Raw genomic sequence first — 23,320 nt, forward strand, 5'->3', positions numbered from 1 at the left:
TGATTGAGTCCTCCTGTCAGTGGCTGGGATGTAAGTTCAATTGCCCTTCGGGGTTCTAAGCAAAGTATGCCTATCCTCACAGGGCGATGCATATTGCATTCGGATAGTATTTGTCGAGGTAAGGGAAGTCCCGTATGTCACAAAGTTTGCCTGCGCCTGTAAATGATTTTATTTTAATGGTCACCTGTTTTTTTGAAGTGTCGTGGTTGAATTCGATGACGGCAGTTGCGTCCGAAAACCCGTCTTCTATCGTCAGGTTCGTTACGCCAGGCGGATAGCTTTTGTCCGGTGTCAGGTAGAGGTCGGTAGACATCGTCCCTACGAGTTTGTCGATTTTGTGCATTTCTCCCGGTGGGTACTCTTGGTATACATCGCAGCCTGAAAGATAGAGCGTGACGTTACCTAAAGATGAAAATCTGTCCGTGGGGTTGATAACGACTTGTAAGACCTTTTCTTTCGGGGTAGTAAGCGCGGGGCTGGTTGAGGAATGTTTGATGACCTGGTCGTTGATTTGCACCTCGGGCCATTCGGCCTTATCTGTCTGTTGGTCGAATTTTTTACCGGGTATGTGCATTTCGAGCTGAATTAACCCTGGAAAGTCCTCGAAGACAATAGAGGGGGCTCTGACGCTTGCGCCAGGTGAGTTGGTTGAGTAGATAACTTGATTTCCGAATTTGTTTAAATTGAATGTGTATGTGGCATCTGGGCTTGTAAAGGTTAGTTGTTGTGTGGTGGGGGTGTAGTTGTATATCTGTCCAAAGCGATTGGGGCGGATGTCTGTAGAGCAGCGTATGGCGTAACGGTCGGGAAATTCCTCTATTTTAGGGTATTCAAAAGGCTCATCAGCGCCCTCTCTCCTAAATAGGGTGGGGGAGCCTCGCAGTTGTTGAAAGTCTAAATTTCCAATTGTGAAGGGTATTTGAGCGTTCATAATTGCTTGCGCAGTCTTTTTCATGGTGTATTTCCTCAGTTTATGAGTCTGGTAGTGAGTTTATAAGTGCGTATTTTTCGCTGAAAACTCAAACTATCCAAAAGGGTTGCTATCGCTACGTAGCCGATTTCAGCAATCCAGTTTTCGCTCACTTGAGGTCGATACACCTGCTGGCAATCAGAATGACGCCTGATCTGACTCTCTCTCGTTCTCTTGCCGAGACATCTCGCATCCACGAAGGTTGAAAAGGTGTAGGGGTCACACCGGTCGTTCAGCGCTCGCGGTTTACTTCATGCACCTTCAGTGAAGAGGGCGTACTTAGAACGATGCTTTTAAGGCTAGGCTGTCTGATTGTACTGTCAAGGTAAGCCTGGGCAGCCAATGGGGTGGGGCAAGATAGGTTGGGGAGCGCTTGGTATGCCTGGAAACACAAACCCCGGCACAAGGCCGGGGTTCGTGGTGTTCCCTTACAACCTTACACCAGCGCGGCAATCGCTGCGTTGAAGGTGTTGCTCGGGCGCATGGCCTTGCTGGTCAGCTCCGGGTTGGCGAAGTAGTAGCCGCCGATGTCCACGGGCTTGCCCTGGACGGCGTTGAGCTCGGCAACGATTTTTTCTTCGTTGTCGGTCAATGTCTTGGCCAGGGAAGCGAACTGAGCCTTGAGGGCTGCGTCGTCATCCTGGGCGGCCAGAGCCTGGGCCCAGAACAGGGTCAGGTAGAAGTGGCTGCCACGGTTGTCGATGCCGCCGACCTTGCGCGAAGGCGACTTGTTGCGGTCCAGGAACTCACCGGTAGCCTGGTCCAGGGTCTTGGCCAGCACCAGTGCTTTCGGGTTGTTGTAGGTCACGCCCAGGTGCTCGAGGGAAGCGGCCAGGGCCAGGAACTCGCCCAGGGAATCCCAGCGCAGGAAGTTTTCTTCCAGCAATTGCTGCACGTGCTTGGGGGCCGAGCCGCCAGCGCCGGTTTCGAACAGGCCACCGCCGTTCATCAGCGGCACGATCGACAGCATCTTGGCGCTGGTGCCCAGTTCCATGATCGGGAACAGGTCGGTCAGGTAGTCGCGCAGTACGTTGCCAGTCACCGAGATGGTGTCCTTGCCTTCGCGGGTGCGGGCCAGGGTGAACTTCATCGCGTCGACCGGCGCCATGATGCGGATGTCCAGTCCGGCAGTGTCGTAGTCCTTCAGGTAGGTCTGGACTTTCTCGATCACGACGCCGTCATGGGCGCGCATCGGGTCCAGCCAGAAGATTGCCGGCGTGTCGCTGGCGCGGGCACGGTTGACGGCCAGCTTGACCCAATCCTGGATCGGCGCGTCCTTGGTCTGGCACATGCGGAAGATGTCACCAGCTTCGACGCTTTGCTCCAGCAGGGTGCGGCCGTTGCTGTCCGAAACACGGACCACGCCGTCGACCTTGATCTGGAAGGTCTTGTCGTGGGAGCCGTACTCTTCGGCTTTCTTGGCCATCAGGCCAACGTTCGGCACGCTGCCCATGGTGGTTGGGTCGAAGGCGCCGTGTTGCTTGCAGTCTTCGATCACCGCCTGGTAGATGGTGGCATAGCAGCGATCCGGGATCACGGCCTTGGTGTCGTGCAGTTGGCCGTCGGTGCCCCACATCTTGCCGGAGTCACGGATCATGGCCGGCATCGAGGCGTCGACGATGACGTCGCTCGGCACGTGCAGGTTGGTGATGCCTTTGTCGGAGTTGACCATCGCCAGGGATGGGCGCGCCGCGTAGACCGCCTGGATGTCGGCTTCGATCTGCGCCTGTTGCTCGGCCGGCAGGGCCTTGATGCGGGCGTACAGATCGCCGATGCCGTTGTTCAGGTTGAAGCCGATCTGCTCCAGCACTTGTGCGTGCTTGGCCAGGGCATCTTTATAGAACTCGGCAACGATCTGGCCGAACATGATCGGGTCGGAGACCTTCATCATGGTGGCCTTGAGGTGAACCGACAGCAGGACGCCTTTTTGCTTGGCGTCTTCGATTTCAGCGGCGATGAAGTCGCGCAGGGCGTTTTTGCTCATCACGGCGCAGTCGAGGATCTCACCGGCTTGTACGGTGGTTTTTTCTTTCAGGACAGTGGCAGTGCCGTCCTGGGCGATCAGCTCGATTTTCACGCTGCCCGCGGCGTCGATCAGGGCGGCTTTTTCGCTGCCGTAGAAATCGCCGGTGCTCATGTGGGCCACGTGGGATTTGGAGTCGGCTGCCCAGGCGCCCATCTTGTGCGGGTGCTTGCGGGCGTAGTTCTTGACCGACAGCGGTGCGCGGCGGTCGGAGTTGCCTTCGCGCAGGACCGGGTTCACGGCGCTGCCCTTGACCTTGTCGTAGCGGGCGCGAGCGTCTTTCTCGGCATCGGTGGTCACGGTTTCCGGGTAGTCCGGCAGTGCGTAGCCCTGGGCCTGCAATTCCTTGATCGCGGCCTGCAGTTGCGGCACCGAGGCGCTGATGTTCGGCAGCTTGATGATGTTGGCTTCAGGCGTAATGGCCAGGTCGCCCAGTTCGGCGAGGTGGTCGGCTACGGCTTTGTCACCCAGTTGCTCGGGGAAGCTGGCCAGGATGCGCCCTGCGAGCGAGATATCGCGGGTTTCCACGGCGATATCGGCCGAAGCGGTAAAGGCTTCGACGATCGGCAGCAGCGAATAGGTGGCGAGGGCGGGCGCTTCGTCGGTGAAGGTATAGATGATCTTCGAGCGGGTGGGCATATTCGGATTAACTCTCTTCTTTGCTAAAGCATGCGCAGAAACTCGAGGGCGCCGGGTAAGCGCGTTCGTTCAAAGTCATCCGTGAACCGAATGTCGAGGTTTCTTCGCGGTGATGTTGGGTGCATCAGTCGAGCGTCAAGCGGTTGGGCCGCGGTAACGGTCCGGCTTTTAAACTGGCGGAAAAGTCCTGTGATAGAGCGCTCAGCCAGCGTGACCCTGTGGTCAGCGGCGGCATTATACATAGGTAGCTGGCAATCTGCCGATGGTTCATAGACTTCCGTACACGTCCATTGGTCTAAACGTCGCAGTACCCAAGGAGCGGGCTATGCTCATGTTTGGCGCTTTTCCCTTGGTTTTCAGAGTTGTACACCGCGAACTGCAACGCTTTACCCCGGATGAGCCTAACGTAGGGTTTGCGTGCCGATTCAAGTGGGGTACGCTCGAACGCAGCCAGATGTTCAATCCAAGCAATGGAGTTCAGCATGGGGTATCAAAAGATTCAGGTTCCAGCCGTCGGTGACAAAATCACCGTCAATGCAGACCATTCTCTTAATGTTCCCGACAACCCGATCATCCCCTTCATCGAAGGCGACGGCATTGGCGTCGATATCAGTCCGGTCATGATCAAGGTTGTGGACGCTGCGGTTCAGAAGGCCTATGGCGGCAAGCGCAAGATTTCCTGGATGGAAGTCTATGCCGGTGAGAAAGCGACTCAAGTCTACGACCAGGACACCTGGCTGCCCCAGGAAACCCTGGACGCGGTCAAGGATTACGTGGTTTCCATCAAGGGTCCGCTGACCACGCCGGTGGGTGGTGGTATCCGTTCGCTGAACGTGGCCCTGCGCCAGCAGCTCGACCTGTACGTGTGCCTGCGTCCGGTGCGCTGGTTCGAAGGCGTGCCAAGCCCTGTCAAGAAGCCTGGCGACGTGGACATGACGATCTTCCGCGAGAACTCCGAGGACATCTACGCTGGCATCGAGTGGAAGGCCGGTTCGGCCGAAGCGACCAAGGTCATCAAGTTCCTGAAAGAAGAAATGGGTGTGACCAAGATCCGTTTCGACGAGGACTGCGGCATCGGCGTCAAGCCGGTTTCCAAGCAGGGCACCAAGCGCCTGGCCCGCAAGGCCTTGCAGTATGTTGTCGACAATGACCGCGACTCGCTGACCATCGTGCATAAAGGCAACATCATGAAGTTCACCGAAGGTGCCTTCAAGGAATGGGCCTACGAAGTGGCGGCCGAGGAGTTTGGCGCGACCTTGCTCGACGGCGGACCGTGGATGCAGTTCAAGAATCCGAAGACCGGCAAGAATGTCATCGTCAAGGACGCCATCGCCGATGCGATGTTGCAGCAGATCCTGCTGCGTCCGGCCGAATATGACGTGATCGCCACTCTGAACCTGAACGGTGACTACCTGTCCGACGCCCTGGCGGCGGAAGTGGGCGGTATCGGTATTGCGCCGGGCGCCAACCTGTCCGACACCGTGGCCATGTTCGAAGCCACCCACGGTACCGCGCCCAAGTATGCCGGAAAGGACCAGGTCAACCCGGGGTCGTTGATCCTGTCGGCGGAAATGATGCTGCGCCACATGGGTTGGACCGAAGCGGCCGACCTGATCATCAAGGGCACTAACGGCGCGATTTCGGCCAAGACCGTGACCTATGACTTCGAACGTCTGATGGAGGGCGCCAAGCTGGTGTCGTCCTCGGGCTTCGGCGATGCCCTGATCTCGCACATGTAAGCGGATCGGCGCTCAGCGCGAATGCCCGGCTCGAGTGATCGAGCCGGGCATTTTCATTTGTCCGGTGCAGCGACCGGTCAATGGGTCTCGGTGACCCTGACCTGGACAGGGGCGGGCTTTTCTTCGGCGGTGACAACCTTGATGTTGACCGCGTGCAGGCCCTTGGGTCCCTGGATGACGTCGAACGTCACAGGCTGTCCGGCCTTCAGGGTTTTATAGCCTTCCATGTTGATGGCCGAGTAATGGGCGAAAAGGTCTTCATCATCCCTGCCGGCCGCGATAATGAAACCGTAGCCCTTGGCATTGTTGAACCATTTCACCTTGCCATTCATCTTGACGACCGACATAACCCATTTCCCTCTGCAACGCACTCCATCACTGGAGTATCATCCAGTCCATCCGCAGGCTAATCTTGAAGTAAGGATAGATTCCACGGACCTTTTTAACCCACGATGGGCTCTATTGGTTGTAACACCGTTTTGCCGATAGTCAAGGTGGCCGGGTGGTCGTGGTTGAAATCGCCCACAAGCGCCCCCATCACTGTATTCGCCAACTAAACGAACCTTTCTTTCCATGCATGCAGTCAGCCAGATTCGACTAACATTCAATCAGGATCGCCCGGATCTACACGACGACGATTCCGCAGGCATTGCTGTTCAGGAGGCAAAGCCTGCATTACAGGCGCCACCGATGTACAAGGTGGTTTTGTTCAACGATGACTACACACCGATGGATTTCGTCGTCGAAGTGCTCGAGGTGTTTTTTAACCTGAATCGCGAGCTGGCGACCAAGGTCATGCTGGCCGTCCATACAGAGGGACGGGCAGTATGTGGAGTGTTTACCCGCGACATCGCCGAGACGAAGGCCATGCAGGTCAACCAATACGCCCGGGAAAGCCAGCATCCGCTACTCTGTGAAATCGAGAAGGACGGTTAACGCCGACCACTTGGGTATGAGGTGAAGCTATGTTAAACCGCGAGCTCGAAGTCACCCTCAATCTTGCCTTCAAGGAGGCTCGTTCGAAGCGTCATGAATTCATGACCGTCGAACACCTGCTGCTGGCCCTATTGGATAACGAGGCTGCCGCCACCGTTTTGCGTGCCTGCGGCGCGAACCTCGATAAACTCAAGCATGATCTGCAGGAGTTCATCGACTCCACCACGCCACTGATCCCCGTTCATGACGAGGATCGCGAAACCCAGCCAACCCTGGGCTTCCAGCGTGTCCTGCAGCGTGCTGTCTTCCATGTACAGAGCTCGGGCAAGCGTGAAGTCACCGGCGCCAACGTGCTGGTTGCCATCTTCAGCGAGCAGGAAAGCCAGGCGGTGTTCCTGCTCAAGCAGCAGAGCGTTGCGCGTATCGATGTCGTCAACTACATCGCCCATGGCATCTCCAAGGTGCCGGGGCATGGCGATCATTCCGAGGGTGAGCAGGATATGCAGGACGACGAGGGCGGTGAGTCTTCTTCTTCAGGCAACCCATTGGATGCCTACGCCAGCAACCTGAACGAACTGGCGCGCCAGGGGCGCATTGACCCGCTGGTCGGGCGCGAAGCGGAAGTCGAGCGTGTTGCCCAGATCCTGGCTCGGCGTCGCAAGAACAACCCATTGCTGGTGGGTGAGGCGGGCGTGGGCAAGACCGCCATCGCCGAAGGCCTGGCCAAGCGCATCGTTGACGACCAGGTGCCGGACCTGCTGGCCAACAGCGTGGTGTATTCCCTCGACCTGGGTGCCTTGCTGGCCGGTACCAAGTACCGCGGTGACTTCGAGAAACGCTTCAAGGCGTTGCTCGGCGAGTTGAAAAAACGTCCGCAAGCGATCCTGTTCATCGACGAAATCCACACTATTATTGGTGCCGGGGCGGCGTCGGGTGGGGTCATGGATGCGTCGAACCTGCTCAAGCCATTGCTGTCGTCGGGTGATATCCGTTGCATCGGCTCGACCACGTTCCAGGAATTTCGCGGGATCTTCGAGAAAGACCGGGCCCTGGCCCGGCGTTTCCAGAAGGTCGATGTGTCGGAGCCTTCGGTGGAGGACACCATTGGTATCCTGCGCGGCCTGAAAGGGCGTTTCGAGCTGCACCACAACATCGAATACAGTGATGAAGCCCTGCGCGCGGCGGCTGAGCTGGCCTCGCGTTACATCAACGACCGGCACATGCCGGACAAGGCCATCGACGTCATCGACGAGGCGGGTGCCTACCAGCGCCTGCAACCGTTGGAGAAGCGCGTCAAGCGCATCGAAGTGCCTCAGGTCGAGGACATCGTGGCGAAAATTGCGCGTATTCCGCCTAAGCACGTCACCAGTTCCGACAAGGAGTTGCTGCGTAACCTGGAGCGTGACCTGAAGCTGACGGTGTTCGGCCAGGATGCGGCCATCGACTCGCTGTCGACCGCCATCAAGCTGTCCCGCGCCGGTCTCAAATCGCCGGACAAGCCCGTGGGTTCGTTCCTGTTCGCCGGTCCTACCGGCGTCGGCAAGACCGAGGCCGCGCGGCAACTGGCCAAGGCAATGGGTATCGAGCTGGTTCGCTTCGACATGTCCGAGTACATGGAGCGCCACACCGTATCGCGTCTGATCGGTGCGCCTCCAGGCTATGTCGGTTTCGACCAGGGCGGCCTGCTGACCGAAGCCATCACCAAGCAGCCACACTGCGTATTGTTGCTCGACGAAATCGAGAAGGCGCATCCGGAAGTCTTCAACCTGCTCCTGCAGGTCATGGACCACGGCACGCTGACCGATAACAACGGGCGCAAGGCGGACTTCCGCAACGTGATCATCATCATGACCACGAACGCCGGTGCCGAAACTGCGGCTCGCGCTTCGATCGGTTTCACCCATCAGGACCACTCGTCCGATGCGATGGAAGTGATCAAGAAGAGCTTCACGCCTGAATTCCGCAACCGCCTGGATACCATTATCCAGTTTGGTCGCCTCAGCCATGAAGTCATCAAGAGCGTGGTGGACAAGTTCCTTACCGAACTTCAGGCGCAACTCGAAGACAAGCGTGTCTTGTTGGAAGTCACCGATGCGGCCCGCAGTTGGCTGGCAGAAGGTGGTTACGATGTGACGATGGGCGCGCGGCCGATGGCTCGCTTGATCCAGGACAAGATCAAGCGCCCGCTGGCCGAGGAAATCCTCTTTGGCGAACTGGCCGAGCATGGCGGTGTGGTGCACATCGACATCAAGGACGGCGAACTGACCTTCGACTTCGAAACCACGGCCGAAATGGCCTGATCGACCCGCAACAAAGCAAAAGGCGCCGAAAGGCGCCTTTTTGCTGTGTATGGGATCGTTCCCACGCTCCGCGTGGGAATGCCTCAACGGACGCTCCGCGTTCGGCTTTTGGGACGCAGAGCGTCCCTGGCTGCATTCCCACGCAGAGCGTGGGAATGATCCGCGTTGCGCGCAAACAAAAACGCCCGGCATCAGCCGGGCGTTTTGTATTGACTTGTTAGCGAGCGCGGTAAGTGATGCGCCCTTTGCTCAAGTCATAGGGCGTCAGCTCGACGCGCACTTTGTCACCGGTAAGAATACGAATGTAGTTCTTGCGCATCTTGCCGGAGATATGCGCGGTTACGACGTGCCCATTTTCCAACTCCACACGAAACATGGTGTTGGGCAGGGTGTCGACGACAGTGCCTTCCATTTCGAAGCTGTCTTCTTTCGACATGCAGTAAAGCCCTCGGTATCCAGTGAATGGCCCGGTGCAACTGCGCCAGGCAAAAGCGGCGTGCATTGTGCCCGAAAAAGGGGGGGCAAGCCAAGGGGTTCTAGCTTTATAAGCCGAAGGGGTTTAACTCAGGACAACCCACCGCTGGTTAATCAGCAGTTCAATGGGGCGATATTGGGTCTTGTAGTTCATTTTCTTGCAGTTCTTGATCCAGTAGCCCAGGTACACCGCTTCCAGGCCCAGGCGCCGGGCTTCGTTGATTTGCCAGAGGATGGCAAATCGTCCCAGGCTGCGCCGTTCTTCGTCCGGCTCGTAGAAGGTGTACACCGCCGAAAGTCCATTGGGCAGCAGGTCCGTGACGGCGATGGCGACCAGGCGCCCGTCCAGTCGGAACTCGTAGAAGCGGGAAAACGGCAGGTCACGCACCAGGAAGGTCGAGAACTGATCCCGACTGGGTGGGTACATGTCGCCATCGGCATGGCGTTGTTCGATGTAGCGCTGGTACAGGTCGAAATATTCTTCGGTGAACTGCGGCTTGGCCGGGCGGACCTGAAGATCGGCGTTGCGCTTGAAAATGCGTTTCTGCTGACGGTTGGGCAAAAATTGCGTCACAGGGATGCGCGCCGGGACGCAGGCGTTGCAATGCTGGCAATGGGGCCGGTAGAGGTGGTCGCCGCTACGACGAAAGCCCATTTCCGACAGGTCTGCGTAGACATGCACATCCATGGGCTGGCTGGGGTCGAGGAACAGCGTCGTGGCCTGCTCCTCCGGCAGATAACTGCAAGAGTGGGGCTGAGTGGCATAGAACTTCAAGCGCGCCAACTCGGTCATGATCAACCCTCGGATAAGCTTTTAGATTTAAGTGTAAGCCACGCGCGCGAATGTCGCTCAGCAAACCCAGGTTGCGTGGTTGGGTTGATCCAGATGGGCCTTGAGATAGCCAGCAAACTCAGTCCGTGGAATCGAGCGGGCGCCCAGGCTGTGCAGATGCTCGGTGGGCATCTGGCAGTCGATCAGCACGAAACCGGCGGCCTTGAGGTGTTGGACCAGCCTCGCGAAGCCGAATTTCGACGCATTGTCGGCTCGGCTGAACATCGACTCGCCAAAAAACAGCTGGCCCATGGCCAAGCCATACAGGCCGCCCACCAGCGCCCCTTGGTCCCACACTTCCACCGAATGGGCGAAACCGCGTCGGTGCAGTTCCAGATAGGCGGTTTGCATGGCGTCGGTGATCCAGGTGCCCTCGGCATAGTCCCGCGGCGCCGCGCAGGCCTGGATGACTGCGGCAAAATCCCGATCGAACGTCACTTCATAGCGCTGCTTGCGCAGCAGTTTGCCCAGGCTGCGGGAGATGTGCAGTTCGTCGGGAAACAGCACCGTGCGCGGATCTGGCGACCACCAGAGGATCGGCTGCCCCTCGGAAAACCATGGGAAGCAACCATGGCGATACGCCTGGACCAACCTGTCGGCGGATAGGTCGCCACCGGCGGCCAATAACCCGTTGGGGTCGCGCATGGCTTTTGCCAGGGGCGGGAACTCGAAGCTGTTGCGTTGTAACCAGGTCAGCATTGGTATCCGGCTTAGTAGAAGGGGAGGGCGGCTGGTGGCGGGCTTCGCCCATCCGCGAGCGCCCGCCTGGAAGGTTAACCGTCAAACGGCAGGGATGTCATCGAGATACTTCTCAGCGTCGAGTGCGGCCATGCAGCCGGCACCGGCGGAGGTAATTGCCTGGCGATAGACGTGGTCGGCCACATCGCCGGCGGCGAACACGCCCTCGATATCGGTTGCGGTGGCGTTGCCTTCGCTGCCGCCGCGTACGAACAGGTAGCCGTCACGCATCTTCAACTGGCCCTGGAATAGCTCGGTATTGGGTTTATGGCCGATAGCAATGAATACGCCGGCCAGGGGCAAGGTGCTGGTTTCGCCGGTCTCGCTGTGGCGCAGGCGCGCGCCAGTCACGCCGCTGGCGTCGCCCAGGACTTCATCCAGGTTCTGGTTCCAATGCAGCTTGATATTGCCGCTGGCGGCCTTTTCGAAGAGTTTGTCCTGCAGGATCTTCTCTGAACGCAGCTTGTCGCGACGGTGGATCAGGTGCACTTCCCTGGCGATGTTCGACAGGTACAAGGCTTCCTCGACCGCCGTGTTACCGCCGCCGACCACGGCCACCACCTGGTTTCGATAGAAAAAGCCATCGCAGGTTGCACAGGCTGAAACGCCTTTGCCGGCGAAGGTCTCTTCCGAGGGCAGGCCCAGGTATTGCGCGGAAGCGCCGGTGGCAATGATCAGCGCATCGCAGGTGTAGGTGCCGCTGTCGCCGATAAGCTCGAAGGGGCGCTGTTGCAACTTGGCGGTGTGAATATGGTCGTAGACGATCTGCGTGTCGAAGCGCTCGGCGTGCCGTTGCATGCGTTCCATCAGTACCGGGCCCGTCAGGCCTTCGACGTCGCCGGGCCAGTTGTCGACTTCCACCGTGGTGGTGAGCTGGCCACCGGCCTGCAGGCCGGTAATGACAACGGGTTTGAGGTTGGCGCGGGCAGCATAGACGGCAGCGCTGTACCCCGCAGGGCCCGAACCGAGAATGATCAGGCGTGAATGCTTCACTTCGCTCATAAAAAACACCTCATAAGCCTTTGTCACAAAAGAGAATGCATGGTCCAATTGGCGCGTGTATACCCTGTATTCGGCTATGCTGTCAGGCAATGCCTTGGCGCGGACAAAACCGTACAATGCTTGAGTTTTGAACGCAGGATGGGCTAAAGATCAAAATCTTCGGCAACGCCTGCGGTTTTCTGGATGCACCCCACAGTGGTAAAAGTAGTACCGGTTGTGCACATTCACTTTTTTACCTGCTCGTCGTGGGCAGTTTTTTATAGTCATTCAACAGATGGACGCGCCGTTGGCGCAGGAAAAGAAGCGTTTTGAAGAAATCCACCGCAGCACCCAAACCAGTCGTTCCGCTCTGGCGCCAGCAACTGCACTACCGGCTCAAGGAAGGTGCGTTGATCGCCATCGGCGCCCTGTGCCTGTTCCTGATGATGGCCCTGCTGACCTACGGCAAGGACGATCCGGGCTGGAGCCATAACAGCAAGATCGACGACGTGCAGAATTTCGGCGGTCCGGCCGGTTCCTACAGCGCCGATATCCTGTTCATGGTGCTGGGCTATTTCGCCTACATCTTCCCGTTGCTGCTGGCGATCAAGGCCTACCAGATCTTCCGCCAGCGCCACGAGCCGTGGCAGTGGAGCGGCTGGCTGTTCTCCTGGCGGCTGATCGGCCTGGTGTTCCTGGTGTTGTCGGGGGCCGCACTGGCCCATATCCATTTCCACGCGCCCACCGGCTTGCCGGCCGGGGCGGGCGGGGCGCTGGGGGAAAGCCTCGGCGACCTGGCCAGGAACGCCCTGAACATCCAGGGCAGTACGCTGCTGTTCATCGCCCTGTTCCTGTTCGGCCTGACGGTGTTCACCGACCTGTCGTGGTTCAAGGTCATGGACGTCACCGGCAAGATCACCCTCGACCTGATCGAGCTGATCCAGGGCGCCATGAACCGCTGGTGGGCGGCGCGCACCGAGCGCAAGCAACTGGTGGCGCAACTGCGTGAAGTCGACGACCGCGTCCACGACGTGGTAGCCCCGACGACGCCGGACAAACGCGAGCAGGCCAAGGTCAAGGAGCGCCTGATCGAGCGTGAGCAGGCGTTGAGCAAGCACATGTCCGAGCGCGAGAAACAGGTGCCGCCGGTCATCACCATGGCCCCGGCCAAGCCGCCCGAGCAAAGCAAGCGTGTCCAGAAGGAGAAACAGGCGCCGCTGTTCGTCGACAGCGCGGTGGAAGGCACCTTGCCGCCGATCTCGATCCTGGACCCGGCCGAGAAGAAACAACTCAACTATTCCCCCGAATCCCTGGCGGCCGTCGGTCATTTGCTGGAGATCAAGCTCAAGGAGTTCGGCGTCGAGGTCTCGGTGGACTCGATCCACCCGGGGCCGGTCATCACCCGCTACGAAATCCAGCCGGCCGCCGGCGTGAAGGTCAGCCGCATCGCCAACCTCGCGAAGGACCTGGCGCGTTCCCTGGCCGTGACCAGCGTGCGGGTGGTGGAAGTGATTCCCGGCAAGACCACCGTGGGTATCGAGATTCCCAACGAAGACCGGCAGATCGTGCGCTTCTCTGAAGTGTTGTCGACGCCTGAGTACGACAACCACAAGTCGCCGGTCACCCTGGCCCTGGGTCACGACATCGGCGGCAAGCCGGTCATCACCGACCTGGCGAAAATGCCCCACCTGCTGGTGGCCGGTACCACCGGTTCCGGTAAGTCGGTGGGTGTGAACGCGATGATCCTGTCGATTCTGTTCAAGTCCGGCCCCGAAGACGCCAAGCTGATCATGATCGACCCGAAAATGCTCGAGCTGTCCATCTATGAGGGCATCCCGCACTTGCTGTGCCCGGTGGTCACCGACATGAAGGACGCCGCCAACGCGCTGCGCTGGAGCGTCGCCGAGATGGAGCGCCGCTACAAGCTGATGGCGAAGATGGGCGTGCGCAACCTGTCGGGCTTCAACGCCAAGGTCAAGGAAGCCGAAGAGGCCGGCACGCCGTTGAGCGACCCGCTGTATCACCGCGAAAATATTCACGACGAAGCGCCATTGCTGCACAAGCTGCCGACCATCGTGGTGGTGGTGGACGAATTCGCCGACATGATGATGATCGTCGGCAAGAAGGTCGAAGAGCTGATCGCTCGTATTGCCCAGAAGGCCCGTGCGGCCGGTATCCACTTGATTCTCGCCACCCAGCGGCCGTCGGTGGACGTGATCACCGGCTTGATCAAGGCCAACATCCCGACCCGCATGGCGTTCCAGGTGTCGAGCAAGATCGACTCACGGACCATCATCGACCAGGGCGGCGCCGAGCAGTTGCTTGGTCACGGTGACATGCTCTACATGCCGCCGGGCACCAGCCTGCCGATTCGCGTGCATGGCGCGTTCGTCTCCGACGACGAAGTGCACCGCGTGGTGGAGGCCTGGAAACTGCGCGGTGCTCCTGAATACAACGACGACATTCTCAACGGTGTCGAAGAAGCCGGCAGCGGTTTCGAGGGCAGCAGCGGCGGCGGTGACGACGATGCTGAAACCGATGCGCTCTATGACGAAGCGGTGCAGTTCGTCCTGGAGAGCCGCCGGGCCTCGATTTCTGCCGTTCAGCGCAAGCTGAAGATTGGCTACAACCGCGCCGCCCGCATGATCGAAGCCATGGAAATGGCCGGGGTGGTGACGGCCATGAACACCAACGGCTCGCGCGAAGTACTGGCGCCGGGCCCGATGCGCGACTAATGACCCGGGCGGCCTGCTGACACGCCGCTCGCCCCCCACGACTTCATGAGGACTCCCATGCGCCTGATTCGCATGTTGCTGTTGCCCGTACTGGCCCTGACCACCTTGTCGGCCCACGCCGGCGAAAAGGATGTGGCCCGCCTGACCCAATTGCTGGGGGGCTCCCAGACCCTGACGGCACGTTTCTCCCAGTTGACCCTCGATGGCAGTGGTACCCAATTGCAGGAAACCGCCGGCGACATGGCCCTGCAGCGTCCAGGCCTGTTCTACTGGCACACCGATGCGCCAGCCGAACAACTGATGGTCTCCGATGGCAAGAAAGTCTCCCTGTGGGACCCGGACCTGGAACAGGTGACCATCAAGACCCTCGACCAGCGCCTGACCCAGACGCCGGCGTTGCTGCTCTCCGGCGACATCTCCGAGATCAGCCAGAGCTTCGAGATCACCTCCAAGGAGGCCGGGGGCGTGATTGACTTCACCCTCAAGCCCAAGACCAAGGACAGCCTGTTCGACAGCCTGCGCCTGTCGTTCCGTAACGGCCTGGTCAACGATATGCAACTGATCGACAGTGTCGGCCAGCGCACCAACATCCTGTTCACCGGGGTCAAGGCCAACGAGCCGATCGCCGCGTCCAAGTTCAAGTTCGACATCCCCAAGGGTGCCGATGTAATCCAGGAATAAACACTGGCCCCCTGTTGGAAATGGCCTGTGGGAAAAGGTCTGTGGGGGCCGATCTGCTCCGGCAGAGAGGATTGGCAACAGGACCCAGCGGAGGTTGTGTAAGTAGTGATGGACCTGTTTCGAAGCGCCCCGATTGCCCAGCCCTTGGCCGCCCGCCTGCGTGCGACCAACCTGGATGAGTACGTCGGCCAGGAACATGTGCTCGCCCGCGGCAAGCCTCTGCGCGAGGCCTTGGAGCAGGGTGCGTTGCACTCGATGATCTTCTGGGGCCCGCCGGGCGTGGGCAAGACCACCCTGGCGCGACTGCTGGCGGAAGTCTCGGATGCCCACTTCGAAACGGTGTCGGCGGTACTGGCCGGGGTCAAGGAAATCCGCCAGGCGGTGGAAGTGGCCAAGCAGCAGGCCGGGCAATACGGCAAGCGCACCATCCTGTTCGTCGACGAAGTCCACCGCTTCAACAAGTCTCAACAGGACGCGTTCCTGCCCTACGTCGAAGACGGCACGCTGATTTTCATCGGTGCGACCACCGAAAACCCTTCGTTCGAACTCAACAATGCCTTGCTGTCCCGGGCGCGGGTCTATGTGCTCAAGAGCCTCGACGAGGTGGCGATGCGCAAGCTGGTGCATCGGGCGCTGACCGAGGAGCGCGGCCTGGGCAAGCGGCATTTGAGCCTCAGCGATGAAGGCTTCCAGATCCTGTTTTCAGCCGCCGATGGCGATGGCCGACGCTTGCTCAACCTGCTGGAAAACGCCTCGGACCTGGCCGAAGACGACAGCGAGATTGGCGTCGAGCTGCTGCAAAGCCTGCTGGGCGATACCCGGCGTCGCTTCGACAAGGGCGGCGAGGCGTTCTACGACCAGATTTCGGCGCTGCACAAATCCATCCGTGGTTCCAACCCCGATGCGGCCTTGTACTGGTTTGCGCGCATGATCGACGGCGGCTGCGATCCGCTGTACCTGGCGCGGCGCGTGGTGCGCATGGCCAGCGAAGACATCGGTAATGCCGACCCGCGGGCCCTGAGCCTGTGCCTGGCAGCCTGGGATGTGCAGGAGCGCCTCGGCAGCCCGGAAGGCGAGCTCGCCGTGGCCCAGGCCATTACCTACCTGGCCTGCGCGCCGAAAAGCAACGCCGTCTACATGGGCTTCAAGGCCGCGATGCGCAGCGCTACCGAGCACGGCTCCCTCGAGGTGCCGCTGCACCTGCGCAACGCGCCGACCAAGCTCATGAAGCAGTTGGGCTACGGCGAAGAATACCGTTACGCCCACGATGAGCCGGACGCCTATGCTGCCGGTGAAGACTATTTTCCCGACGAATTCGAACCCCAGCGGTTCTACCAGCCGGTGCCCCGGGGCCTGGAGCTGAAGATCGGCGAGAAGCTCAACCACTTGGCCCAACTGGACCGCTTGAGTCCACGGCAGCGGAGAAAACCTTGATTCCCTTGATCCTTGCAGTCTCCGCTGGCGGTGTTGCCGGCACCTTGGCACGGTTCGCCACCAGCAATTGGGTCAGCGCAAATTGGCCGCGGCACTTCTATACCGCGACGCTGGCCGTTAATATCGTGGGCTGTCTGCTGATCGGCGTCCTGTACGGCCTGTTTTTGATTCGCCCGGAAGTGCCTGTCGAAGTGCGTGCCGGGCTCATCGTCGGCTTCCTTGGCGGCCTGACGACCTTTTCATCCTTTTCACTGGATACGGTGCGCCTGCTGGAAAGCGGGCAGGTGCCGCTGGCCCTGGGCTACGCGGCCATCAGCGTATTCGGCGGGCTGCTCGCCACCTGGGCCGGCCTGTCCCTGACCAAACTTATCTAACGAGAGACCGACATGCTCGATTCCAAACTGTTACGTAGCAACCTTCAGGACGTAGCGGACCGCCTGGCATCCCGTGGCTTTGCCCTGGACGTCGCGCGCATCGAAGCGCTGGAAGAACAGCGCAAGACCGTCCAGACCCGCACCGAAGCCCTGCAGGCTGAACGTAACGCGCGCTCCAAATCCATCGGTCAGGCCAAGCAACGCGGTGAAGACATCGCGCCGCTGATGGCCGATGTCGAGCGCATGGCGGGCGAGTTGAGTGCCGGCAAGGTCGAACTGGACGCAATCCAGACCGAGCTGGATTCGATCCTGCTGGGCATCCCCAACCTGCCTCATGAGTCGGTGCCGGTCGGGGAAGACGAAGACGGCAACGTCGAAGTGCGCCGTTGGGGCACGCCGACAACCTTCGATTTCCCGGTGCAGGACCATGTCGCCCTGGGCGAGAAATTCGGCTGGCTGGATTTCGAAACCGCCGCCAAGCTGTCGGGCGCCCGTTTTGCCTTGCTGCGTGGGCCGATTGCCCGTCTGCACCGGGCCCTGGCGCAGTTCATGATCAACCTGCACGTCACCGAGCACGGCTACGAAGAAGCCTACACGCCGTACCTGGTCCAGGCCCCGGCCCTGCAAGGCACTGGCCAGTTGCCGAAATTCGAGGAAGACCTGTTCAAGATCAGCCGCGAAGGCGAGGCCGACCTGTACCTGATCCCGACCGCCGAAGTGTCGCTGACCAACATCGTGGCCGGCGAAATCGTCGACGCCAAGCAACTGCCGATCAAGTTCGTCGCCCACACGCCGTGCTTTCGCAGTGAAGCCGGGGCGTCGGGCCGTGATACCCGCGGCATGATTCGCCAACACCAGTTCGACAAGGTCGAGATGGTCCAGATTGTCGAGCCGTCGAAATCCATGGAAGCGCTGGAAAGCCTGACCGCCAACGCCGAGAAGGTCCTGCAGCTGCTGGAACTGCCATATCGCACCCTGGCACTGTGCACCGGCGACATGGGCTTCAGTGCGGTCAAGACCTACGACCTGGAAGTCTGGATCCCGAGCCAGGACAAGTACCGCGAGATTTCCTCGTGCTCCAACTGCGGCGACTTCCAGGCCCGCCGCATGCAGGCGCGTTTCCGCAATCCGGAAACCGGCAAGCCGGAACTGGTCCATACCCTCAATGGCTCCGGCCTGGCGGTGGGTCGTACCCTGGTGGCGGTGCTGGAAAACTACCAGCAGGCCGACGGTTCGATCCGCGTGCCTGAAGTGTTGAAGCCCTACATGGGCGGCATCGAGGTCATCGGCTAAATGGACTATTTGCCACTGTTCCACAACCTGCGCGGCAGCCGCGTGCTGGTGGTCGGCGGCGGCGAGATTGCCTTGCGCAAGTCTCGCTTGCTGGCCGATGCCGGTGCGCTGCTACGGGTAGTCGCACCCGAGATCGAGCCGCAGTTGCGGGAGCTGGTTAGAGGCAGCGGTGGCGAATGCGTCCTGCGTGGTTATCAGGAAGCCGACCTGGACGGCTGCGGCTTGATCATTGCCGCCACCGACGACGAGCCGCTTAACGCCCAGGTGTCGGCCGACGCCCATAAGCGCTGCGTGCCGGTCAACGTGGTAGACGCGCCGGCCCTGTGCAGTGTGATCTTCCCGGCGATTGTCGACCGTTCACCCTTGGTGATCGCGGTGTCCAGTGGCGGCGATGCGCCGGTGCTGGCGCGGTTGATCCGGGCCAAGCTGGAAACCTGGATTCCGTCGACCTACGGGCAGTTGGCTGGGTTGGCGGCGCGTTTTCGCAGCCAGGTCAAAGGCTTGTTTCCCGATGTGCAGCAACGACGGGCGTTCTGGGAAGACGTGTTCCAGGGCCCTATCGCCGACCGGCAACTGGCCGGGCAGGGCGCGGAAGCCGAGCGTCTACTGCGGGAAAAGATCGATGGCCAGGCGCCGAACGCGCCGGGCGAAGTTTATCTGGTGGGCGCCGGGCCGGGTGATCCGGACCTGCTGACCTTCCGCGCCTTGCGCCTGATGCAGCAGGCCGACGTGGTGCTGTACGACCGCCTGGTGGCGCCGGCGATCCTGGAGCTGTGCCGGCGCGACGCCGAGCGCATCTACGTCGGCAAGCGCCGCTCTGAGCACGCCGTGCCCCAGGACCAGATCAACCAGCAATTGGTGGACCTGGCCCGCCAGGGCAAGCGCGTGGTGCGGTTGAAGGGGGGCGATCCATTCATCTTCGGGCGCGGCGGCGAAGAGATCGAAGAACTGGCAGCCCATGGCATTCCGTTCCAGGTCGTCCCGGGCATCACCGCGGCCAGTGGTTGCGCGGCCTACGCCGGGATCCCGCTGACCCATCGCGACTATGCCCAATCGGTGCGTTTCATCACCGGCCATCTCAAGGATGGCACCAGCGACTTGCCGTGGGCGGACCTGGTTTCGCCTGCCCAGACCCTGGTGTTCTACATGGGCTTGGTGGGGCTGCCAGTGATCTGCGACGAGCTGATCAAGCATGGCCGTGCGGCGGATACGCCAGCGGCACTGATCCAGCAGGGCACGACGTCCAACCAGCGGGTCTTTACCGGCACTTTGGCGGACTTGCCACGGCTGGTGGCCGAGCACGAAGTTCATGCGCCGACCCTGGTGATCGTCGGGGAAGTGGTGCAACTGCGCGAGAAACTGGCGTGGTTCGAAGGGGCTCAGGGGCAGGTCTGAAGCCGTGTAGCTGATCGTTCCCACTCCCGTGGGAACGCCGCCCGGGACGCTCCGCGTTCCGCCTTGGAGTGACGCAGAGCGTCACCGGATGCATTCCCACGCGGAGCGTGGGAACGATCTTAATCGCGCTGCCAAATCCCTTTCCCACTCAACCTTCCCCGATCATGGGCAACCCTGAAATCCTGCTTCGGCCCCTTGGGCACGATTCCATTGGGGTTGATGGTCTTGTGGCTGCCATAGTAATGGCCCTGGATATGCGTGAAATCCACGGTCTCGGCAATGCCCGGCCACTGGTACAGCTCCCGCAGCCAGTTCGACAGGTTCGGATAATCGGCGATGCGCCGCAGGTTGCATTTGAAGTGGCCGAAGTACACCGCGTCGAAGCGGATCATCGTGGTGAACAGGCGGATGTCGGCCTCGGTCAGGTATTCGCCAGCCAGGTAGCGGCGGGTTTCCAGTAACGCTTCCAGCCAATCCAGTTCGGCGAATAGCCGGTCGAAGGCTTCTTCATACGCGGCTTGGGTCGTGGCGAACCCGGCGCGATACACGCCATTGTTCACCGCCGGATAAATCCGCTCGTTCAACGCGTCGATGTCGCCGCGCAGGTGTTCGGGATAGAGGTCCAGCCCGTTGCCGGTCAAGCCGTCGAAGGCACTGTTGAACATGCGGATGATTTCCGCCGATTCATTGTTGACGATGCGCTGTTGGCGTTTGTCCCAAAGGGCCGGAACCGTGACGCGGCCAGTGTAGTCCGGCGTGTCGGCGGTGTAGCGCTGATGCAGGAATTGCAGATGGTCGAGCTTGTCGCCGGTGGAGCCGTGGGCCTTGTCGAAGGTCCAGCCGTTTTCCAGCATCAGGTAGCTGACCACCGAGACATCGATCAGCGCCTCCAGGCCCTTGAGCTTGCGCACGATCAGCGTGCGGTGGGCCCAGGGGCAAGCCAGGGAGACATACAAATGGTAGCGCCCGGCCTCGGCGGCAAAGCCGCTCTCGCCCGAGGGGCCAGCGCTGCCGTCGGCGGTGACCCAATGACGGCGCTGCGCCTGTTCGCGCTGGAAGGTGCCGTCCTTGCTTTCATACCACTGGTCCTGCCAGCGGCCCTTGACCAACAAACCCATCTGGATCTCCTCGCTCAATAATCATTGGAGACGAGTCTATTCCCATAGGTTCGAACTAAAAGCGCAAAGGTTGGGCGTTAATGATCGGTTAAATCGAACGATCCCGAGCATCCCAATACCGCCGGGCTTTATCGAACGCTTCTTCGCGAGCCAGGCCCAGGCCACGCAAGGCCAGGGCCATGGTGGCGATGAGCGCCAGTTGCGGGTAGCTGTCTTCGACGTCACCGAGCCAGATCGCTTTCAAGTGCTCAGGATCGAGGCTTTCCGGTTTGACGTGGCGCTGCTCGGCCAGTCGCGGCCATTCTTCATCCCAACTGACGCCGCCGGTGGTGCCGTACAGGTGGCTATCGGCGTCCGGGTTGATTTCGATCTCGCCGCCGTCGCCCTTGATCACGATGGCGGTATCACCGAGCAAACCGCTGGCGTCGCGATGCACGGCTTGGTAGCCCGGGTGGAAAATGCTTTGCAAGCCGCAACGGGCGGCCAGCGGGTTGAGGATGCGTGCCAGTGAGTGGATCGGCGAGCGCAGGCCCAGGGTGTTGCGCAGGTCGATCATCCGCTGCATCTGCGGCGCCCAGTCCACCAGCGGCATGAAGGCCAGGCCGCCGTTGTCCAGCGCACTGCCGACCTGTTGCCAGTCACGGCATAGCGGGATCTGCAAAAACGCCAACAGTTGTTCGGTGTAGAGCCGGCCCGCCGTATGAGCGCCGCCGCCGTGCATGAAGATCCGCACGCCGTTCTGCCCAAGGCACTTGGCCGCCAGCAGGTACCACGGCAAATGGCGCTTCTTGCCGGCGTAGGTCGGCCAGTCGAGGTCCACCGCCAACGCCGGGACCACCAGGCGTTCACGCAGGGCCTCGGTGAAACCGGCCATCTCCTCGGCACTTTCTTCCTTGTGCCGCAGCAACATCAGGAAGGCGCCAAGCTGGGTGTCCTCGACCTTTTCGTCGAGCACCAGGCCCATGGCTTCGCGGGCTTCTTCGCGGGTCAGGTTGCGGGCGCCGCGCTTGCCTTTGCCCAGGATGCGCACGAACTGGGCGAACGGGTGTTCGGCCGGGGTCTCAAGGGTCAGCGATGGAAAGTCGGTCATAAGCAATTCGTCGGTTTGGGCAGGCCCGCCAGCTTGGCGGCGAGTTTGGCGGGAGTGCCTTTGAACAATCGGTTCAGGTGCAGGCTGTTGCCTTTGTTCGCGCCCAGTTTCAGTGCCGTGTACTTGATCAGCGGCCGGGTCGCGGGGGAGAGCTGGAATTCGTTATAGAAGCCGCGCAGCAGTTCGAGGATCTCCCAGTGTTCGGGGCCCAGCTCGATGTCTTCGGCAGTGGCCAGGGCCGTGGCGACCTCGGCCGACCAGTCGTCAAGGTCGGCCAGGTAGCCGTCCTTGTCCAGCGCGATGGTGCGGTCGCCCACGTTCAGCGTCTTCATAGCCAGGTGTTGACCTTGTCGTGCTCGATCGACAGCTCGACGAAACCCGAATAGTTGATGGCTTCGGCCCAGTCTGGCGTGTCCAGGGCGCGGGCCTGGAGGTCTTCGGCGAGCACGAACAGGTTCACGCCAGCGGCCTGCAGCACTGCAAACGGTGGGCTGCCCGGTTGCAACGCGTACGTCGCGTCGCCGCACAGCAGCAGCGCATCCTGATTACCCAGCACCCGCAGGCAACTGGCGAGGCGGTTATCGCCGAAGGGCGAATGAGACAACACATGCAAAGTCGACATCAGAGGGTGATCACCTGGTCGTAACGGTCAATGAGCGCGGCGATTTGCGGCGCGGTCAGTGCTTTCATGTCGGCCAGCGCCAGGGTGTCGAGGGCGACACCGCGTTCGGCGGCGCTGTCGGCACAGACAAACAGGTCGTCGACGCCAAACATCGGCAATGCCTGCAAGTTCGCGCTCAGGTCCTTTTGCTGGACGGCCTTGGCGTTTTGGCTGCTTGTCAGTTGGAATACCCCGTCATCGAGAAACAGCAGGCCGATGGGCAGGTCGAAGGCGCCGCCGGCCAGGACGATGTCCAGCGCTTCACGGGCGCCGGGGCCGGACCAGGGGGCCTGGCGGCTGATCAACAACAAAGACTTGGCCATCACGCGCCTCCAAAGCAGATCAAACGGTCGGCGCCCTGGATCGCATCGTGCAACTGGCCCAGCCCGGACAAGGTCCAGGGTGCCTCGACGCTAACCGCCGAGCGCTGGTAGCGCTGGGCCTCTTCCTCGTTCAACACCCCACGGCGCAACGCCGCCGCGATGCAGACCACACCATCGAGCTGGTTGTCGCTGACAAAGGTTCGCCACTGCTGGGGCAGGTCCTGTTCGTCCTGGGGCGTGACGACACTGGCGCAGGCGTTATAGACGCCGTCCTGATAGAAAAACAGCCGCACGATCTCATGCCCGCCCGCCAGCGCAGCCTGGGCAAACAGCAAGGCACGGCGCGAGGAGGGCGCATGGGCGGCGGAAAACAGCGCAATGGCGAACTTCATGACAGACCCGATCAGCAAAACTGCGGCCATGATAAAGCTTTATTGGCGGTGGGGCGATTGCCAGAAAACGGTGAGACCGTGTGGCGAGGGAGCTTGCTCCCGCTGGGGTGCGCAGCGGCCCCAACTCATCCGCTGTGGTTTGGCTGACACACCGCGTTGGGAGGTTTTGGGGGCGCTACGCACCCCAGCGGG

22 protein-coding genes are annotated in these 23,320 nt (G+C 60.7%); 9 read left to right on the forward strand and 13 right to left on the reverse strand.

Going from position 1 to position 23,320, the window contains the following annotated elements:
- Positions 1-76 precede the first annotated feature (76 nt).
- Both BLO97_RS13195 and BLO97_RS13200 read right to left on the reverse strand, forming a co-directional pair.
- Complete coding sequence (locus tag BLO97_RS13195; protein WP_092346156.1) at positions 77-955, reverse strand: hypothetical protein; 879 nt, start codon at positions 953-955, stop codon at positions 77-79.
- Between the two features lie 451 nt (positions 956-1,406).
- Positions 1,407-3,632: an NADP-dependent isocitrate dehydrogenase gene (locus BLO97_RS13200; RefSeq protein WP_092346158.1), complete on the reverse strand. Its 2,226-nt coding sequence runs from the start codon at positions 3,630-3,632 to the stop codon at positions 1,407-1,409.
- 482 nt (positions 3,633-4,114) lie between these two features.
- On the opposite strand from BLO97_RS13200, the gene icd reads away from it, so the two are divergent.
- Positions 4,115-5,371 carry an NADP-dependent isocitrate dehydrogenase gene (icd, locus tag BLO97_RS13210; protein ID WP_063320485.1) on the forward strand — a complete coding sequence of 419 codons (1,257 nt, stop codon included), beginning with the start codon at positions 4,115-4,117 and terminating at the stop codon, positions 5,369-5,371.
- Positions 5,372-5,448: 77 nt separating this feature from the next.
- Here the strand turns inward: icd and BLO97_RS13215 are convergent, their stop codons facing one another.
- Positions 5,449-5,718 carry a cold shock domain-containing protein gene (locus BLO97_RS13215; RefSeq protein ID WP_092144484.1) on the reverse strand — a complete coding sequence of 90 codons (270 nt, stop codon included), beginning with the start codon at positions 5,716-5,718 and terminating at the stop codon, positions 5,449-5,451.
- 226 nt (positions 5,719-5,944) lie between these two features.
- Here BLO97_RS13215 and clpS point away from each other — a divergent pair, with 226 nt between their 5' ends.
- Both clpS and clpA read left to right on the forward strand, forming a co-directional pair.
- On the forward strand, positions 5,945-6,307 hold the full coding sequence (gene clpS, locus BLO97_RS13220; protein ID WP_003180089.1) for an ATP-dependent Clp protease adapter ClpS: 363 nt from the start codon (positions 5,945-5,947) through the stop codon (positions 6,305-6,307).
- A gap of 29 nt (positions 6,308-6,336) precedes the next feature.
- Positions 6,337-8,607, forward strand: coding sequence for an ATP-dependent Clp protease ATP-binding subunit ClpA (gene clpA / locus BLO97_RS13225; protein ID WP_063320487.1), 2,271 nt, complete (start codon positions 6,337-6,339; stop codon positions 8,605-8,607).
- 217 nt (positions 8,608-8,824) lie between these two features.
- On the opposite strand, the gene infA is transcribed toward clpA, so the two are convergent.
- From infA to trxB, 4 genes are all read right to left on the reverse strand, one after another.
- Positions 8,825-9,043 (reverse strand): translation initiation factor IF-1, encoded by a 219-nt coding sequence (gene infA, locus BLO97_RS13230; protein ID WP_002553999.1) that lies wholly within the window; start codon positions 9,041-9,043, stop codon positions 8,825-8,827.
- A gap of 123 nt (positions 9,044-9,166) precedes the next feature.
- A complete protein-coding gene (locus BLO97_RS13235; protein ID WP_063320488.1) occupies positions 9,167-9,874 on the reverse strand; it encodes an arginyltransferase in 708 nt (235 codons plus the stop codon).
- Between the two features lie 57 nt (positions 9,875-9,931).
- The gene (gene aat / locus BLO97_RS13240) at positions 9,932-10,612 is read right to left on the reverse strand and encodes a leucyl/phenylalanyl-tRNA--protein transferase (protein ID WP_092144486.1); all 681 of its coding nucleotides are present in this window, start codon (positions 10,610-10,612) and stop codon (positions 9,932-9,934) included.
- Between the two features lie 81 nt (positions 10,613-10,693).
- Positions 10,694-11,653, reverse strand: coding sequence for a thioredoxin-disulfide reductase (gene trxB / locus BLO97_RS13245; RefSeq protein WP_063320490.1), 960 nt, complete (start codon positions 11,651-11,653; stop codon positions 10,694-10,696).
- A gap of 308 nt (positions 11,654-11,961) precedes the next feature.
- On the opposite strand from trxB, the gene BLO97_RS13250 reads away from it, so the two are divergent.
- From BLO97_RS13250 to cysG, 6 genes are all read left to right on the forward strand, one after another.
- Positions 11,962-14,367 (forward strand): DNA translocase FtsK, encoded by a 2,406-nt coding sequence (locus BLO97_RS13250; protein ID WP_063320491.1) that lies wholly within the window; start codon positions 11,962-11,964, stop codon positions 14,365-14,367.
- Positions 14,368-14,424: 57 nt separating this feature from the next.
- A complete protein-coding gene (gene lolA, locus BLO97_RS13255) occupies positions 14,425-15,048 on the forward strand; it encodes an outer membrane lipoprotein periplasmic chaperone LolA (protein WP_063320492.1) in 624 nt (207 codons plus the stop codon).
- A 108-nt stretch (positions 15,049-15,156) separates the two neighbouring features.
- On the forward strand, positions 15,157-16,482 hold the full coding sequence (locus tag BLO97_RS13260; RefSeq protein ID WP_092144489.1) for a replication-associated recombination protein A: 1,326 nt from the start codon (positions 15,157-15,159) through the stop codon (positions 16,480-16,482).
- The gene (gene crcB / locus BLO97_RS13265) at positions 16,479-16,856 is read left to right on the forward strand and encodes a fluoride efflux transporter CrcB (RefSeq protein ID WP_063320494.1); all 378 of its coding nucleotides are present in this window, start codon (positions 16,479-16,481) and stop codon (positions 16,854-16,856) included. The genes BLO97_RS13260 and crcB overlap by 4 nt, the downstream gene beginning before the upstream one ends.
- Positions 16,857-16,868: 12 nt before the next feature.
- Positions 16,869-18,149, forward strand: coding sequence for a serine--tRNA ligase (gene serS, locus BLO97_RS13270; protein WP_063320495.1), 1,281 nt, complete (start codon positions 16,869-16,871; stop codon positions 18,147-18,149).
- Positions 18,150-19,544 (forward strand): siroheme synthase CysG, encoded by a 1,395-nt coding sequence (gene cysG / locus BLO97_RS13275; protein WP_092222695.1) that lies wholly within the window; start codon positions 18,150-18,152, stop codon positions 19,542-19,544.
- A 119-nt stretch (positions 19,545-19,663) separates the two neighbouring features.
- On the opposite strand, the gene BLO97_RS13280 is transcribed toward cysG, so the two are convergent.
- From BLO97_RS13280 to tusD, 6 genes are all read right to left on the reverse strand, one after another.
- Positions 19,664-20,662 (reverse strand): glutathione S-transferase family protein, encoded by a 999-nt coding sequence (locus BLO97_RS13280; protein WP_092346160.1) that lies wholly within the window; start codon positions 20,660-20,662, stop codon positions 19,664-19,666.
- Between the two features lie 88 nt (positions 20,663-20,750).
- Positions 20,751-21,752: a glycosyl transferase family protein gene (locus BLO97_RS13285; RefSeq protein ID WP_092346162.1), complete on the reverse strand. Its 1,002-nt coding sequence runs from the start codon at positions 21,750-21,752 to the stop codon at positions 20,751-20,753.
- Complete coding sequence (locus BLO97_RS13290) at positions 21,749-22,084, reverse strand: TusE/DsrC/DsvC family sulfur relay protein (protein ID WP_092222701.1); 336 nt, start codon at positions 22,082-22,084, stop codon at positions 21,749-21,751. The genes BLO97_RS13285 and BLO97_RS13290 overlap by 4 nt, the downstream gene beginning before the upstream one ends.
- Complete coding sequence (gene tusB / locus BLO97_RS13295) at positions 22,081-22,374, reverse strand: sulfurtransferase complex subunit TusB (RefSeq protein WP_063320500.1); 294 nt, start codon at positions 22,372-22,374, stop codon at positions 22,081-22,083. Before tusB ends, BLO97_RS13290 begins: the two co-directional genes overlap by 4 nt.
- Complete coding sequence (gene tusC, locus BLO97_RS13300; RefSeq protein WP_092346164.1) at positions 22,374-22,736, reverse strand: sulfurtransferase complex subunit TusC; 363 nt, start codon at positions 22,734-22,736, stop codon at positions 22,374-22,376. Before tusC ends, tusB begins: the two co-directional genes overlap by 1 nt.
- Entirely contained in the window at positions 22,736-23,128 is a 393-nt protein-coding gene (tusD, locus tag BLO97_RS13305; protein WP_092144722.1) for a sulfurtransferase complex subunit TusD, read from the reverse strand. Before tusD ends, tusC begins: the two co-directional genes overlap by 1 nt.
- Positions 23,129-23,320: the final 192 nt, after the last annotated feature.

Origin of the sequence: Pseudomonas sp. NFACC05-1 (assembly GCF_900100135.1) — a bacterium.
Taxonomy (GTDB): domain Bacteria; phylum Pseudomonadota; class Gammaproteobacteria; order Pseudomonadales; family Pseudomonadaceae; genus Aquipseudomonas; species Aquipseudomonas fluorescens_Q.

Bases quoted from the DNA above. Each gene is read 5' to 3' on its own strand.
- tusC (WP_092346164.1), bottom strand. From the start codon at position 22,736: ATGGCCAAGTCTTTGTTGTTGATCAGCCGCCAGGCCCCCTGGTCCGGC.
- BLO97_RS13290 (WP_092222701.1), bottom strand. From the start codon at position 22,084: ATGAAGACGCTGAACGTGGGCGACCGCACCATCGCGCTGGACAAGGAC.
- clpS (WP_003180089.1), top strand. From the start codon at position 5,945: ATGCATGCAGTCAGCCAGATTCGACTAACATTCAATCAGGATCGCCCG.
- BLO97_RS13235 (WP_063320488.1), bottom strand. From the start codon at position 9,874: ATGACCGAGTTGGCGCGCTTGAAGTTCTATGCCACTCAGCCCCACTCT.
- BLO97_RS13195 (WP_092346156.1), bottom strand. From the start codon at position 955: ATGAAAAAGACTGCGCAAGCAATTATGAACGCTCAAATACCCTTCACA.
- infA (WP_002553999.1), bottom strand. From the start codon at position 9,043: ATGTCGAAAGAAGACAGCTTCGAAATGGAAGGCACTGTCGTCGACACC.
- lolA (WP_063320492.1), top strand. From the start codon at position 14,425: ATGCGCCTGATTCGCATGTTGCTGTTGCCCGTACTGGCCCTGACCACC.
- icd (WP_063320485.1), top strand. From the start codon at position 4,115: ATGGGGTATCAAAAGATTCAGGTTCCAGCCGTCGGTGACAAAATCACC.
- clpA (WP_063320487.1), top strand. From the start codon at position 6,337: ATGTTAAACCGCGAGCTCGAAGTCACCCTCAATCTTGCCTTCAAGGAG.
- BLO97_RS13200 (WP_092346158.1), bottom strand. From the start codon at position 3,632: ATGCCCACCCGCTCGAAGATCATCTATACCTTCACCGACGAAGCGCCC.
- BLO97_RS13260 (WP_092144489.1), top strand. From the start codon at position 15,157: ATGGACCTGTTTCGAAGCGCCCCGATTGCCCAGCCCTTGGCCGCCCGC.
- aat (WP_092144486.1), bottom strand. From the start codon at position 10,612: ATGCTGACCTGGTTACAACGCAACAGCTTCGAGTTCCCGCCCCTGGCA.
- BLO97_RS13280 (WP_092346160.1), bottom strand. From the start codon at position 20,662: ATGGGTTTGTTGGTCAAGGGCCGCTGGCAGGACCAGTGGTATGAAAGC.
- serS (WP_063320495.1), top strand. From the start codon at position 16,869: ATGCTCGATTCCAAACTGTTACGTAGCAACCTTCAGGACGTAGCGGAC.
- BLO97_RS13215 (WP_092144484.1), bottom strand. From the start codon at position 5,718: ATGTCGGTCGTCAAGATGAATGGCAAGGTGAAATGGTTCAACAATGCC.
- BLO97_RS13285 (WP_092346162.1), bottom strand. From the start codon at position 21,752: ATGACCGACTTTCCATCGCTGACCCTTGAGACCCCGGCCGAACACCCG.
- cysG (WP_092222695.1), top strand. From the start codon at position 18,150: ATGGACTATTTGCCACTGTTCCACAACCTGCGCGGCAGCCGCGTGCTG.
- tusD (WP_092144722.1), bottom strand. From the start codon at position 23,128: ATGAAGTTCGCCATTGCGCTGTTTTCCGCCGCCCATGCGCCCTCCTCG.
- tusB (WP_063320500.1), bottom strand. From the start codon at position 22,374: ATGTCGACTTTGCATGTGTTGTCTCATTCGCCCTTCGGCGATAACCGC.
- trxB (WP_063320490.1), bottom strand. From the start codon at position 11,653: ATGAGCGAAGTGAAGCATTCACGCCTGATCATTCTCGGTTCGGGCCCT.